The sequence below is a fragment of the Nostocoides australiense Ben110 genome (assembly GCF_001050535.1).
GTDB classification, from domain to species: Bacteria; Actinomycetota; Actinomycetes; order Actinomycetales; family Dermatophilaceae; genus Nostocoides_A; species Nostocoides_A australiense.
The window spans coordinates 1,685,951-1,698,974 of sequence record NZ_HG764815.1; the positions used below are offsets into that span (position 1 = coordinate 1,685,951).

Consider the following 13,024-nt stretch of genomic DNA (forward strand, 5'->3'; position numbering starts at 1 on the left):
CGAGCAAGGCCCGGACGCGGCGCTCGGCCACCGGGCCGGCGCCGACGACGAGCACGCGGCGGCCGCGCACGTCAAGGGTGATCGGGTAGGCGGGGGTGCTCATATGTGCAGCCCGCATTCGACCTTGTCGGAGTTGGCCCAGCGCCCGGCGCGCGGGTCCTCGCCGGTGCCGACCGGGCGGGTGCAGGGCTCGCACCCGATGGACGCAAAGCCCAGCTCCCGCAACGGGTTCATGAAGACGCCGTGCTCCGCGGCATACCGCTCGGCCTCGTCGTGCGACCACCCGACCACTGGGTTGATCTTGATCATCGAGCGCTTGGCGTCCCACTCGATCAGCTGCGAGTCGGTGCGGGTCGCGGCGTCGGCGCGACGCACGCCGGTGACCCAGGCGGCATACCCCTCCAGGGCGGCGTTGAGCGGCGCGACCTTGCGCATCCGGCAGCACAGGTCGGGGTTGCGGGCGTGCAGCCGCGGGCCGAAGCGAATGTCTTGGCTCGCAACGGTTTCGCGCGGCAGGACCGTGCGGATCTGCAGGGGGAGCATGACCTGATAGGCATCGCGGGTGCCCAGTGTCTCGGCGAAGTGATAGCCGGTGTCGAGGAAGAAGACATCGAAGCCCGGCGCGGTGGTGCCTGCCAGGTGGAGGAGGATCTCATCGCCCATCGAACTGGCGATGGTCAGGCCGGCGCCGTAGGTCTCGTGTGCCCAGGCCAGCACGTCGTGACCGAGCTGCACCTTCTCCTCGTAGGTCGTCGCACCCGACTCGCGGACGAGGAAGGCTTCGATCTCGGCCGTCAGGCTCTCGGCGGGGATAGCGCTCATCGCAGGTCGTCCTCCTCCGCGCGGTGCGCCCAGGCGGCGAAGGACTCCCCCGTCGCGCGCTGCTCCAGATAGTGGCCGGTGACGCGTTCGATGTAGTCGGGCAGATCGTCGGCAGCGACCTTGAGCGCCCGGGTCTTGCGGGCCACCGACGGGGTGGCGCCCAGCCCGCCGCCGAGGTGGACCTGGAAGACCTCTTCCAGATCCCCGTCGTCGGTGCGATGCACCATGCCCTTCAGGCCGATGTCTCCGACCTGGGTCCGGGCGCACGCGTTGGGGCAGCCGTTGACGTGGATCCCGAGGGGGACGTCGAAGTCGGGGCGGCGGCGCTCGAGCTGAACGACGACCGTCCGCGCGCGCTCCTTGGTCTCGGTCAGCGCCAGCTTGCAATACTCGATCCCGGTGCAGGCCAACACATTCCGGCGAAACTCCGACGGGCGGGCATCGAGGTCGTAGGCCAGCAGGGCAGCTGCGACGGCGTCCGCGTCCGCGGGGTCGATGTCGAGGACGAGCAGTTTTTGATGCGGGGTCAGGCGCACGCGGTGCGACCCATGGCGCTCGGCCAGGTCCGCCACCCCACGCAACACCGTCCCGCTCACCCGGCCGGCGATCGGAGCGGCACCGACCCACACCTTGCCGTCACGCTGGGCATGGACACCGACGTGGTCGCGGCGGACACCCTCGGGCAGTACGGGCTCCGGGCCGTCGGGCAGGGCGTGCCCGAGGTATTCGGTCTCGAGGATCTCGCGGAAGCGCACCGGACCCAGGTCGGCCATGAGGAACTTCAGCCGGGCCCGGTTGCGCAGTCGCCGGTAGCCGTAGTCGCGGAAGATACCGATGACGCCGGCCCAGACATCGGGCACCTGCTCGAGAGTGACGAACGCGCCGAGTCGCCGGGCGAAGATCGGGTTGGTGGACAGCCCGCCGCCCACCCAGACATCGAAGCCCGGCCCCAGGTCGGGGTGGACGACGCCGACGAAGGAGACGTCGTTGATCTCGTGGACGACGTCGAGCTTGGGCGAGCCGGAGATCGCAGTCTTGAACTTGCGCGGCAGGTTCGAGAACTCGGGGCTGCCGATGAAGCGGCGCCGGATCTCCTCGATCGCGGGGGTGCCGTCGACGATCTCCTCGGCGTCGATGCCCGCAACGGGAGAGCCGAGGAGCACGCGGGGGGCGTCGCCGCAGGCCTCGAGCGTATGGAGTCCGACAGCCTCGAGCCGCTCCCAGATCGTCGGCACATCCTCGATCCGGATCCAGTGCATCTGGATGTTCTGCCGGTCGGAGATGTCGGCGGTGTCCCGGGCGAAGTCGGTGCTGATCTGCCCGATCGTGCGCAGCTGCTCGGTGGACAGGATCCCGCCGTCGCTGCGCACCCGCATCATGAAGTACTCGGCGTCCAGTTCCTCGGGGGCGAGCGTCGCCGTCTGGCCGCCGTCGATGCCCTCTTTGCGCTGGGTGTACAGGCCCATCCACCGCATACGGCCGCGCAGGTCGTCGCCGGGGATGGCGGCGAAGCCCTCTTTGGCATAGACGTCGATGATGCGCCGGCGCACGTTGAGCGCGTCGTCCTCCTGCTTGAAGCGCTCGTTGCCATTCAGCGGGGTGCGGTCCCCGTCGGCCCAGGCACCGGTCGCGGTGGTCCGGGTCGGGCGTTTGATCGTGTCTGTCACGCCGCAAATCTACAACACCAAATTATGACGTACATAACGCGTTCTTATGCTGAAAGTCCTACGTACTCTGCGCCCGGCGGTCTGGGACTACTTCGAGGTCCCGGCCGACGGGCCGCGTGGCGAGGTCGTCCCCGACCTCACCATGCCGGGCACGACGTGGTTCCCCGGCCGGCGGCTCAACTACGCCGAGACCGTGCTGCAGTGGGCCGGCCGGCGTCCGGACGCGGTCGCGATCCACACCTACTCCCAGTCCCGCGAGCCCCAGCGTATGACGTATAGCCAACTGGCCCAGGAGGTTTCGCGCGTTGCTGGCTGGCTGCGCGAGAAGGGGGTGCAGGCCGGTGACCGGTGGGCTATGTGCCGAACACTCCCGAGGCCGTCGTCGCCTTCCTCGCCACGGCAAGCATCGGCGCGACCTGGGCGAGCTGCGCCAGCGATTTCGGCGCCCGAGCCGTCATCGACCGTTTCGCCCAGATCGAGCCGGTCGTGCTCTTCGTGGCGGGGGGTTATGCCTACGGGGCGAAGAACACGGGACATATCGTCAACCGTTTGCAGGCCGCCCTGTGGCGCGAGGCCTACCACCTCGTCGACATCGGCGCGGTGTCCGTTGCGGACCTCGACCTGGCTATCGCCAACGGGCCCGGACTGCGCTGGGCCCTGGCCGGGCCCTTCGCCACGCAGCACCTTTCGGGTGGCGGGCAAGGCATCGGACACATCCTCGAACATCTCGGCCCGCCCATGGTGCAGTGGTGAGACGACCTCGGCCACCCGCAGTTGTCCGACGAGCTGATCGCCAAGATCGTCGCCGGCGTCGACGCCGAACTGGCCGATCGGGACGAGACCGACCTGCTCCGGCGCCGCGACGCCGCCCTCGTGGAGCTGCTGCACCTGAAGGACCGCGCCGACGTGGACTAGCCGGACCTCTGGACTAGCCGGCCCTGGATTAGCCGGACCCGCCGCGAGCCCGGGCCACGTCGAGTGAGCGCGACACGCCCACGATCCGGCACGAACCTGGGCGTGTCGCGCTCACTCGAGGATTCTGTCCCCGGTCGTGGGCCACCATGGGCGGGTGAGCGAGGACAAGCACTGGCCCGAGAGTCTCAGCGCGTCCGCGCGACGAGCCCTCGAGGCGCGCGGCTGGGGAGGACTTGCCGACCTGGCGGGCGCGACGATGGTCGAGGTCGCCTCCGTCAAGGGCGTCGGGCCCAAGGCGATCATGGTGTTGGCGGCAGCGCTGGACGAGGCGGGCACGCCGTTCGCCGATGCGAGCAAGGGGCCACGTGCGTGGAAACAGGCTGCGCAAGAGGCGGGTTGGGGTCGGAGGGGGTCGGAGAAGTGGGACGGCGCCGCAGCGCCGGCGAAGCGTTCGACGGCCAAGAAGGAGCCCGCCGGCGAGCCGATCATGCTCGACGTCGACGGGCGCTCAGTGCGGCTCTCCAGCCCGAACCGCGTCTACTTCCCGGAGCACGGGTGGACCAAGGAAGACGTCGCGCGCTACTACCTCGCGGTGGGCCCCGGCATACTGCGCGCTCTTCGCGACCGGCCGACGATGCTGCACCGCTTCCCCGACGGGCTCGACGGGCAGAAGGTCTATCAGAAGCGTCTGCCCTCCGGCGCTCCCGACTGGGTGCCGACGGTGCGGCTGGACTTCCCGCGCTACAACCTGCACGCCGACGAACTCGCCCCGGCGCACCTGGCAGATGTCATCTGGGCGTGCCAGATGTCCACGGTCGAGTTCCACCCGTGGAATGTGCGCGCCGCCGATGTGAACCGCCCCGACGAATGGCGCATCGACCTCGACCCGATGCCCGAGGCCGGTTTCGACGCGGTGCGGGAGGTAGCCGCCGTCGCCCACGAGGTGCTGGACGAGTTGGGGATCACCGGCTATCCGAAGACCTCGGGCGGATCGGGGTTACACGTCTATGTGCGGATCCGTGCGGAGTGGGAGTTCGCCGACGTCCGGCGGGCGGCGTGGGGGTTCGCCTCCGAGGTCGCCGCGCGCATGCCGGATCAGGCGACCGTGACTTGGTGGCGCAAGGACCGCGACCCGAAGCACGTCTTCATCGACTACAACCAGAACGCGCGCGACCACACCCTCGCCGCGGCATACAGCCTGCGGGGCCTGCCCTCCGGCACCGTCTCGTCGCCCATCGAGTGGGACGAACTCGCCGACGTCGACCCCCGCGACCTGACCCTGGCCACCGTGCCGGGCCGGTTCGCCGAGATAGGCGACCCGCACGAGAAGATCGACGACACGGCATACGGGCTGGAAACCCTGCTCGAGTGGGCCGACCGCTCGGAAGCGTCAGCCGGCCCAGGCCTGGGGGAGCCGGAAAGCTAGGCGCGATGCCCTGGCACAGGGCTGGCATCGCCCGATATGCCGTGCACGTCGCGCACGGTGAGCCCATCGATGCCTGCGAAATCACGCGGGTTGGCGGTATAGACCGGCAGGTCGTTCGCCAGGGCCGTCGCGGCGATCAGGGCGGCGTATGCCCGGGCCGCAGGCTTTCGCCCAGCCTCGCGTAGTGACGCGGCGACCCGGCCGAAGGCCCGCGCAGAGGCGGCGTCGAAGGGCAGCGGCTCGAAGTCCGCCTCGGCCTGCTGCAGATGCGCCTGGCGAGCGGCCCGCTCTGCCGCGGTCCTGGCGACGAGGGGTCCGACGCTCAATTCCGCAAGAGTGATCGCCGTGATGACGGGTTTCGCCGGAAGTGCCTGTGTCGGCAGGTCGGCGAGACTGAGAACGACAGAGGTGTCGATGATGCCCCGCGGGTGATCACTCACAGCGCCGGATCCAGCACGTCGTCGATATCGGCCTGCAATGTATCAGCATCGACCCTCGGCAAGCAGCGGCGGCGCTCCTGCAAGACCTCCGCCGACGCGGGGCGACGCGGCAGCGGAGTGACACGGGCGACCGGCTCACCGTCTCGGGTGACGAGCAAGGTCTCCCCGCCGGCAACGCGGGCAATGACCTCTCCCCCGCTGTTGCGCAGCTCACGAATGCTCACCGTGTTCACCCAGCGAATGTATCACCGGTGAGACGTGGTTTCAGGCGAGCGCGATGAGGTCGAGGTAGTCGGGTCCGTAGAGGTCTTCGACGCCGTCGGGAAGCAGCAGGATGCGCTCGGGTTCGAGCGCTTGGACGGCACCTTCGTCGTGGGTGACCAGCACGACCGCGCCCTTGTAGGTCGACAGGGCTCCGAGGATCTCCTCGCGGGAGGCGGGGTCGAGGTTGTTGGTGGGCTCGTCCAGCAGCAGGACGTTCGCCGACGAGACAACGAGCAGAGCCAGCGACAGACGGGTCTTCTCGCCGCCGGACAGCACACGCGCCGGCTTGTCGACGTCGTCGCCGACGAACAGGAAGGAGCCGAGCACCTTGCGGACGTCGGTCTCCCCCAGGTCGGGTGCGGCCGACTTCATGTTCTCCAGGACGGTGCGCGCCAGGTCGAGATTCTCGTGCTCCTGCGCGTAGTAGCCGATCTTGAGCCCGTGTCCCGGCTCGACCTGCCCGGTGTCGGGCTCGTCGATGCCGGCGAGGATGCGCAACAGCGTCGTCTTACCCGCCCCGTTGAGGCCGAGCACGACGACCTTCGAGCCGCGGTCGATCGCCAGGTCGACATCGGTGAAGACCTCCGTCGAGCCGTATGACCGCGACAGGCCGGACGCCCGCAGCGGCGTCTTGCCGCAGGGTGAGGGCTCGGGGAAGCGCAGCTTGGCCACCCGATCGTGCGCCCTCTCCCCCTCGACGCCCGCGAGCATCCGCTCGGCGCGCCGGATCATGTTCTGCGCCGCCGTGGCCTTGGTCGCCTTGGCCCGCATCTTCTCGGCCTGCTCCAGCAGTGCGGAGGCCTTCTTCTGGGCGTTGGCGTATTCGCGCTTGCGCCGCTTCTCGTCGGCCTCGCGCTGCTCGAGGTAGGCCTTCCATCCGACGTTGTAGATGTCGATGACCGCGCGGTTCGCGTCGAGGTGGAAGACCCGGTTGACGACGACACCCAGCAGGTCGACATCGTGGGAGATGACCACGAGCCCGCCGGGATATCCCTTCAGGTAGTCACGCAGCCAGATGATGGAGTCGGCATCGAGGTGGTTGGTGGGCTCGTCCAGCAGGAGGGTCGTCGCCCCCGAGAAGAGGATGCGCGACAGCTCGATCCGGCGCCTCTGACCACCCGAGAGGGTGGCGATCTGCTGCTCCAGCTGCTGCTCGCTCAGCCCCAGCGCGGCGGCGATGGACGCGGCCTCGGACTCCGCGGCATACCCCCCGGCGGCGGTGAACTCGGCGTCCAGGCGCGCATACCGCCGCATCGCCTTCTCGCGCGCCTCGTCGGTCGCGGCCGCCATCGCGTGCTCGGCCCTCCGCAGGTCGCGAACGATGTGGTCGAGGCCGCGAGCGGACAGTATGCGGTCGCGCCCGGTCACCGTGAGGTCACCGGTCCGCGGGTCCTGCGGCAGATAGCCGACGGTTCCGGAGGTGGTCGCCCGGCCGGCGGCGGGCAGGGCCTCCCCGGCGAGCACCTTCGACAGGGTCGTCTTGCCGGCACCGTTGCGGCCGACGAGTCCCACGCGGTCGCCGGGGTTGATGCGGAAGGTCGCCTCGTCCAAGAGCAGCCGCGAGCCCACGCGCAACTCCAGGTCGCTGGCGGCGATCACGGCATACTCCTTGGTTTCAGATCACGATGGCCAGAACTCGCATGCGCGCGGGCGCACGCGAAGGCCTGCATAACGACTGTGGTGTTTGCGGGGCGCCGGGGAACATGCGGACGGCCCGCACGGTTAGTCTAGATGCCTACCACTTCGGGGCCGAATCGACTCCACGGCCGGGAAAGGTCCCTGCATGAGTTTCAACGACAACGTCCAGCTGGACACCTCGTCCGTCGGCACGGGCGGCGGGGGCCGCGGCGGCATGGTCGTCGGCGGCGGCATCTTCGGCCTGATCATCGCCATCTTGACGATGCTGCTCGGCGGGGACCCCACGGGTGGCGGCACGACCACCGCGGACCCGGGCACCAACGCCCAGGACATCAACGGCAGCGCCATCCGGCAGCAGTGCAAGACCGGCGCGGACGCCAACAAATACGTCGAGTGCCTCATCGTCGGCACGGTCAACTCGGCCGAGGCCTATTGGGGGCCCGAGCTGCAGAAATACGGCAAGCAGTTCCGCGAGCCCAAGACGATCATCTACAACGGCGCGACCCAGTCGGCGTGCGGCACCGCCTCCAACCAGGTCGGCCCGTTCTATTGCCCCCTCGACGAGTCGATCTACATCGACGCCAGCTTCTTCAACATCCTCGAGCAGAACTTCGGCTCCTCCAGCGGCAAGCTGGCCCAGGAGTACGTCGTGGCACACGAGTACGGCCACCACATCCAGAACGTCCTCGGACTGCTCGGCCAGGCCCAGCAGGATCCGCAGGGTGCGACCTCCGGTGCGGTGCGCATCGAGTTGATGGCCGACTGCTTCAGCGGGATGTGGGCGCAGGCTGCCTCCACGACCAAGGACGCCCAGGGCAACACCTTCCTGAAGGAGTTGACCGAGACCGACATCCGCGACGCGCTCTCCGCTGCCTCGGCGGTCGGCGACGACAACATCCAGGCCAAGACCCAGGGCCGGGTCACCCCCGAGAACTGGACCCACGGCTCGGCCGAGGCCCGGCAGCGCTGGTTCATCCAGGGTATGAAGTCGGGCAACGACATCAACAAATGCAATACCTTCAACGTCCAGGACCCGAACAGCCAGGTCGTCAGCTGAGGGTCACCTGACAATGTCGAAGGCCCCCACCGGGAAGTTTCCGGTGGGGGGGCCCTTCGTCGTGGAGAAGCGGGGTGAGTGCCGGTCAGGGGGTCTCGCCCAGGCTGATCCGCACGGCGGTCGCCCGCTTGACGGCGGTCTCGAGCACGGCCCGGTTGGGATCGCCGATGTCGTAGAGGCTGCGCCGAGGCAGATCGCGCAACGAGGTAAGCCGCTTGTCGCTCAGCACGTTGCCGACGAGTTGCCGGTCACCGCCGACGACGAGGCCGGGTGTCACGGGGATCCCGCCCACCGGGATCTCGCCGGTTTCCTCCGCGACATGGGCGAGGTCGACGAGGATGCGCGCCGCGTGGTCTGCCACGGCCGTGACAAGCTCGTCGGCCTGGTTCTCGCGCCGTCGCGCATAGCGTTGCTGCGACCAGCCGCCGGCAGCGGTCTTGCCCTGCACGTACCGCGTCCCGACCTTGTGCAGCAGCAGCCTGCCGTTGCGGACGCGGCCCACGGCATACCCGCCCCGGCGCACCAGGATCACGCCGAACGGGTCGTGATCGAAGTAGTCGAAGCGCGCAACCACCCCGTCGGGTGCGGTGACGCTGTGCGGCACGCCGCGCGGAGGTTCGCCGCCGTGGCGCTCGGCGAAGCCGGCGAGCCATGCGGACAGGCGCTCCGGGGCGACCTCGATGATGCGAGGGGTCGCCTGGGCGCCACTCGGGCTAGATGTTGAAACCAAGGGCACGTAGTTGCTCCCGGCCGTCGTCGGTGATCTTGTCGGGTCCCCATGGTGGCATCCAGACCCAGTTGATGCGATGCGTTGTTACCAAACCGTCAAGTGCTTGTGCCGTCTGGTCCTCGATGACGTCGGTCAGCGGGCACGCCGCGGACGTCAGCGTCATGTCGATGATCGCGTGATTCTGCGGGTCGACGGTGATGCCATAAACGAGGCCGAGGTCGACGACATTGATCCCGAGTTCGGGGTCGACGACATCGCGCATGGCTTCTTCCAGGTCGGCCACATTCGCTGGGAGAGTGGCGTTTTCAGTCATGTGACTCCTCCGAAAGGTTGACTCCGGTCTTGGCCAGCGCCTCGGCGAGGGCCATCCACGACAGCAGGGCGCACTTGACGCGCGCGGGATATTTGGCGACGCCGGCGAGCGCGATCGCGTCGCCGATGACGTCCTCGTCGCCGGGATCTTCGCCCTTGGACGTCAACATCGACCGAATCGCCGCGTAGGTGTGACGCGCCGTGTCGAGATCCTCGCCCGTGAGCAGTTCGGCGAGCATCGACGCCGAGGCGACGGAGATCGAGCAGCCGAGGCTGTCGTAGGAGATGTCGGTGAGCGTCTCGCCATCGCGATCGACGCGCAGCGTGATCTCGTCGCCGCACGTCGGGTTGACGTGGTGCACTTCGGCATCGAACGGCTCGCGCAGGCCCATGCGGATGGGTCGCTTCGAATGATCGATGATCAGTTCTTGGTAGAGGTCCACCTCAGACCTCGATCCCGAAGACGCCGGGCACCGTGTCGAGGGCGGCGAAGAAGGCGCCGATCTCCTCGGGGGTGTTGTAGGGCGCCAGGCTGGCACGCGTCGTCGCCGCCGCGCGGAAGCGACGGTGCAACGGCCAAGCGCAGTGATGTCCCACTCTCACTGCAACACCGTGGTCGTCGAGAATCTGCCCGACGTCATGGGCGTGGACGCCGTCGACGACGAAACTCACTGCTCCCCCGCGGTTTTCGAGGCTGTCCGGGCCGATCAGGCGGGTCCAGGGGCGCTCGCGCAGGCCGTCGAGCAGGATGCCGGTCAGGGCGTGCTCGTGGGCGCTCACCTTGTCCATGCCGAGGTTGGAGAGGTAGTCGCAGGCCGCGGCGAGCCCGACGGCTTGGGCGGCGTTGGGGACGCCGGCCTCGAACTTCTGCGGCACGGGCGCATAGGTGGCGCCGTCCATGCTGACGGTCTCGATCATCGACCCGCCGGTGAGGAAGACGGGCATCTGCTCAAGGATCTCGGGCTTGCCCCACAGGACACCGACGCCCATGGGGCCGAGCATCTTGTGGCCGGAGAAGGCCAGCAGGTCGACCCCGAGGTCGGTGACGTCGACGGGCAGGTGCGGCACCGACTGGCACGCGTCCAGGACGACGATCGCGCCGACCTCCCGGGCACGCGCGACGATCACCTCGACGGGGTTGATGGTGCCGAGGACATTGGAGGCGTGGACGAAGGCCACGACCTTGGTGCGCTCGGTGATGACGTCGTCGATGGCCGACAGATCGAGCCGGCCGTCGTCGTCGACCGAGAACCACTTCAGCGTCGCCCCGGTGCGCTTCGAAAGCTCCTGCCACGGAATGAGGTTGGCGTGGTGTTCCATTTCGGTGACGACGATCTCGTCGCCGGGGCCGAGCCGGAAGCGATCATCTCGGCCGCCGCCGCCGGCTGCCGAGTTGGAGAAGGCGTAGGCCGCCAGGTTGATCGACTCGGTGGCGTTCTTGGTGAAGACGATCTCACTCGGCCGGGCTCCGATGAAGCGGGCGACCGTGGCGCGGGCCGCCTCATACGCCTCGGTGCCCTCCTCGGACAGCGCGTGCGCGCCGCGGTGCGGGGCAGCATTGAGCCGCTCGTACCAATCGCGCTCGGCGTCGATGACGGCATACGGCTTTTGGGAGGTGGCACCCGAGTCGAGATAGATGAGCGGGTGCCCGTGGCGCACCGTGCGGCCCAGGATCGGGAAGTCGGCGCGGATGCGCGCGCGTTCCTGATCGCCGAACGCGATCGGTGCCGGTGCGTGGACGGTCATGGCCGGGTCAGACTCCGGCGGTGGCGAAGCGGTCGTAGCCCTCGTCCTCGAGGCGGTCGGCGAGTTCGGGGCCGCCCTGCTCGGCGATGACGCCGTCGACGAAGACGTGGACGAACTGCGGCTTGATATAGCGCAGGATCCGCGTGTAGTGGGTGATGAGCAGCACCCCCATGTCATTGGTCTCTTGGGCGCGGTTGACGCCCTCGGACACCACGCGCAGGGCGTCGACGTCGAGACCGGAGTCGGTCTCGTCCAGGATGGCGAAGCGGGGCTTGAGCAGTTCGAGTTGCAGCACCTCGTGGCGCTTCTTCTCGCCACCGGAGAAGCCCTCGTTGACACCACGCTCGGCGAAGGCGGGATCCATGCGCAGGTTGCCCATGGCCTCTTTGACGTCCTTGACCCAGGTGCGCAGCTTGGGGGCCTCGCCGTCGATCGCGGTCTTGGCGGTGCGCAGGAAGTTGCTGACCGTCACGCCGGGGACCTCGACGGGGTACTGCATGGCGAGAAAGAGGCCGGCGCGGGCGCGCTCGTCGACGCTCATCGCGAGCACATCCTCGCCGTCGAGGGTGACGGAGCCGGACGTGACCGTGTATTTGGGGTGCCCCGCAATGGAATAGGCGAGCGTCGACTTGCCAGAGCCGTTGGGGCCCATGATCGCGTGGGTCTCGCCGGAGTTGATGGTCAACGTGACCCCCCGCAGGATCTCCTTCTCGACGTCGTCGGCCGTGATGGAGACGTGCAGGTCGCGGATCTCAAGGGTGGACATGGTTTTCACTTCTCGCTGTCGGGAATCAGGGACGCGGGGACGGAGACGAAGACTTCGCCGTCCTCGATGGTCACGGGGAAGGTGGCAACGGGCTCGGTCGCCGGCAGGCCGCTGGGCGCGCCGGTGCGCACGTCGAATCGGGAGCCGTGGAGCCAGCATTCGAGCTGGCACCCCTCGAGTTCGCCTTCGCTCAGAGAGACATTGGCGTGACTGCAGATGTCGTCGATCGCATACACGTCGCCGTCCTCGGTGTGGACGATGGCCACCGGCTGCCCATAGATGTCGGCCTTGGCGGCACCCACGTCGGGGAGCTCGTCGAGGCGGCAGACGGCGACGGGGACCAGCTCGGCCTGGGTGGTCACGGGGTCGGCGGCGGCGTGGTCAGTGGTCGCGTGGTCGGGAGTCACTGGGCGCCCTCCAACTCCTGGTCGATGGCCGTCATCAGGTGGCCGATGACCTCGGGCACGCCGATCTTCGAGACGACGGTCGCAAAGAAGCCGCGCACGACGAGGCGCCGGGCTTCCGCCTCGGGGATGCCACGGGCCATCAGGTAGAAGAGCTGCTGGTCGTCGAAACGGCCTGTCGCAGAGGCGTGTCCGGCGCCGGCGATCTCGCCGGTCTCGATCTCGAGGTTGGGCACGGAGTCCGCGCGGGCTCCGTCGGTCAGCAGCAGGTTGCGGTTGAGTTCGTAGGTGTCGGTGCCCTCGGCGGCGGCGCGGATGAGGACGTCCCCGACCCAGACGGTGTGGGCGTCCTCGCCCTGCAGCGCGCCCTTGTACTCGACATTGGAGCGACAGTGCGGCGCCTCGTGGTCGACGAACAGCCGGTGCTCCTGGTGCTGGCCGGCGTCGGCGAAGTAGACCCCGTAGCCCTCGAAGGTGCCGCCCGGACCGGCATACGTCGCGTTGGTGTTCAGGCGCACGATGCCGCCGCCGAGGGTGACGGCGATGTGCTTGACCGTGGCGTCACGGCCGACGACGACGTCGTGCTCGGCGAGGTGCTGGCTGCGGTCGTCCCACTCCTGCAGGGTGACGACGGTCAGGTCGGCGCCGTCACCGGCGAGCACCGTGAGCACTTCGCTGTATGCCGCGTGGCCCGCGTGCGTGAGCACCACCGTGGCCTTGCTGAAGCGGCCGGCGCGCATCAGGAGGTGGCCGTGGACGAGCTGGCCGTCGTTGCCGGACAACGTGATTCGCACCGGCTCGGTCAGCACGGCATCGCCGGGGATGTCGAGCACCGCC

The 13,024-nt window shown here is 68.7% G+C and carries 17 protein-coding genes and 1 pseudogene; 5 read left to right on the forward strand and 13 right to left on the reverse strand.

Annotated elements, in window-relative coordinates; genetic code table 11:
• From BN11_RS21775 to BN11_RS08030, 3 genes are all read right to left on the reverse strand, one after another.
• The coding region (locus tag BN11_RS21775) for an NAD(P)-dependent oxidoreductase (RefSeq protein ID WP_201329368.1) at nucleotides 1-118 on the reverse strand (118 nt) is incomplete at its 3' end.
• Entirely contained in the window at nucleotides 100-822 is a 723-nt protein-coding gene (locus BN11_RS08025; RefSeq protein ID WP_053084037.1) for a phosphoadenylyl-sulfate reductase, read from the reverse strand. The genes BN11_RS21775 and BN11_RS08025, both read right to left, overlap by 19 nt.
• Entirely contained in the window at nucleotides 819-2,489 is a 1,671-nt protein-coding gene (locus BN11_RS08030) for a nitrite/sulfite reductase (protein ID WP_048696440.1), read from the reverse strand. The genes BN11_RS08025 and BN11_RS08030 overlap by 4 nt, the downstream gene beginning before the upstream one ends.
• 142 nt (nucleotides 2,490-2,631) lie before the next feature.
• Here BN11_RS08030 and BN11_RS26070 point away from each other — a divergent pair.
• The 4 genes and pseudogenes from BN11_RS26070 to ligD all read left to right on the forward strand — a co-directional run.
• A pseudogene (locus BN11_RS26070) lies at nucleotides 2,632-2,787 on the forward strand (hypothetical protein); the annotation flags it as partial.
• A 59-nt stretch (nucleotides 2,788-2,846) separates the two neighbouring features.
• A complete protein-coding gene (locus BN11_RS21780) occupies nucleotides 2,847-3,242 on the forward strand; it encodes a 3-hydroxyacyl-CoA dehydrogenase family protein (RefSeq protein ID WP_201329245.1) in 396 nt (131 codons plus the stop codon).
• A 21-nt stretch (nucleotides 3,243-3,263) separates the two neighbouring features.
• Complete coding sequence (locus BN11_RS24660) at nucleotides 3,264-3,404, forward strand: hypothetical protein (RefSeq protein WP_201329246.1); 141 nt, start codon at nucleotides 3,264-3,266, stop codon at nucleotides 3,402-3,404.
• Nucleotides 3,405-3,558: 154 nt separating this feature from the next.
• Nucleotides 3,559-4,830 (forward strand): non-homologous end-joining DNA ligase, encoded by a 1,272-nt coding sequence (gene ligD, locus BN11_RS08040; RefSeq protein WP_456152337.1) that lies wholly within the window; start codon nucleotides 3,559-3,561, stop codon nucleotides 4,828-4,830.
• Here ligD and BN11_RS08045 read toward each other — a convergent pair.
• Genes BN11_RS08045 through BN11_RS08055 form a run of 3 tightly spaced genes read right to left on the reverse strand, consistent with a single transcriptional unit; the run spans nucleotide 4,827 to nucleotide 7,133 of the window.
• Nucleotides 4,827-5,270 carry a PIN domain-containing protein gene (locus BN11_RS08045; protein WP_048696441.1) on the reverse strand — a complete coding sequence of 148 codons (444 nt, stop codon included), beginning with the start codon at nucleotides 5,268-5,270 and terminating at the stop codon, nucleotides 4,827-4,829. The two genes, ligD and BN11_RS08045, sit on opposite strands and share 4 nt — an antisense overlap.
• On the reverse strand, nucleotides 5,267-5,503 hold the full coding sequence (locus tag BN11_RS08050; RefSeq protein WP_235435412.1) for a type II toxin-antitoxin system Phd/YefM family antitoxin: 237 nt from the start codon (nucleotides 5,501-5,503) through the stop codon (nucleotides 5,267-5,269). The genes BN11_RS08045 and BN11_RS08050 overlap by 4 nt, the downstream gene beginning before the upstream one ends.
• A 31-nt stretch (nucleotides 5,504-5,534) precedes the next feature.
• Entirely contained in the window at nucleotides 5,535-7,133 is a 1,599-nt protein-coding gene (locus BN11_RS08055) for an ABC-F family ATP-binding cassette domain-containing protein (protein WP_048696442.1), read from the reverse strand.
• A gap of 184 nt (nucleotides 7,134-7,317) precedes the next feature.
• On the opposite strand from BN11_RS08055, the gene ypfJ reads away from it, so the two are divergent.
• Nucleotides 7,318-8,229 (forward strand): KPN_02809 family neutral zinc metallopeptidase, encoded by a 912-nt coding sequence (gene ypfJ, locus BN11_RS08060; protein WP_048696443.1) that lies wholly within the window; start codon nucleotides 7,318-7,320, stop codon nucleotides 8,227-8,229.
• Nucleotides 8,230-8,314: 85 nt separating this feature from the next.
• Here the strand turns inward: ypfJ and BN11_RS08065 are convergent, their stop codons facing one another.
• The 7 genes from BN11_RS08065 to sufD form a co-directional block, all read right to left on the reverse strand.
• Nucleotides 8,315-8,959: an acVLRF1 family peptidyl-tRNA hydrolase gene (locus tag BN11_RS08065; protein WP_048701057.1), complete on the reverse strand. Its 645-nt coding sequence runs from the start codon at nucleotides 8,957-8,959 to the stop codon at nucleotides 8,315-8,317.
• Nucleotides 8,943-9,272 carry a metal-sulfur cluster assembly factor gene (locus tag BN11_RS08070; protein ID WP_048696445.1) on the reverse strand — a complete coding sequence of 110 codons (330 nt, stop codon included), beginning with the start codon at nucleotides 9,270-9,272 and terminating at the stop codon, nucleotides 8,943-8,945. The genes BN11_RS08065 and BN11_RS08070 overlap by 17 nt, the downstream gene beginning before the upstream one ends.
• Nucleotides 9,265-9,714 carry a Fe-S cluster assembly sulfur transfer protein SufU gene (gene sufU / locus BN11_RS08075; protein WP_048696446.1) on the reverse strand — a complete coding sequence of 150 codons (450 nt, stop codon included), beginning with the start codon at nucleotides 9,712-9,714 and terminating at the stop codon, nucleotides 9,265-9,267. The genes BN11_RS08070 and sufU overlap by 8 nt, the downstream gene beginning before the upstream one ends.
• A 1-nt stretch (nucleotide 9,715) precedes the next feature.
• The gene (locus BN11_RS08080; RefSeq protein WP_048696448.1) at nucleotides 9,716-11,017 is read right to left on the reverse strand and encodes a cysteine desulfurase; all 1,302 of its coding nucleotides are present in this window, start codon (nucleotides 11,015-11,017) and stop codon (nucleotides 9,716-9,718) included.
• A 7-nt stretch (nucleotides 11,018-11,024) separates the two neighbouring features.
• Entirely contained in the window at nucleotides 11,025-11,783 is a 759-nt protein-coding gene (sufC, locus tag BN11_RS08085; protein ID WP_048696451.1) for a Fe-S cluster assembly ATPase SufC, read from the reverse strand.
• A 5-nt stretch (nucleotides 11,784-11,788) separates the two neighbouring features.
• A complete protein-coding gene (locus BN11_RS08090; RefSeq protein ID WP_268807085.1) occupies nucleotides 11,789-12,190 on the reverse strand; it encodes a non-heme iron oxygenase ferredoxin subunit in 402 nt (133 codons plus the stop codon).
• Nucleotides 12,187-13,024 (reverse strand): Fe-S cluster assembly protein SufD (sufD, locus tag BN11_RS23560; protein WP_162213189.1); only part of this gene is annotated, 838 nt, incomplete at its 5' end. The genes BN11_RS08090 and sufD, both read right to left, overlap by 4 nt.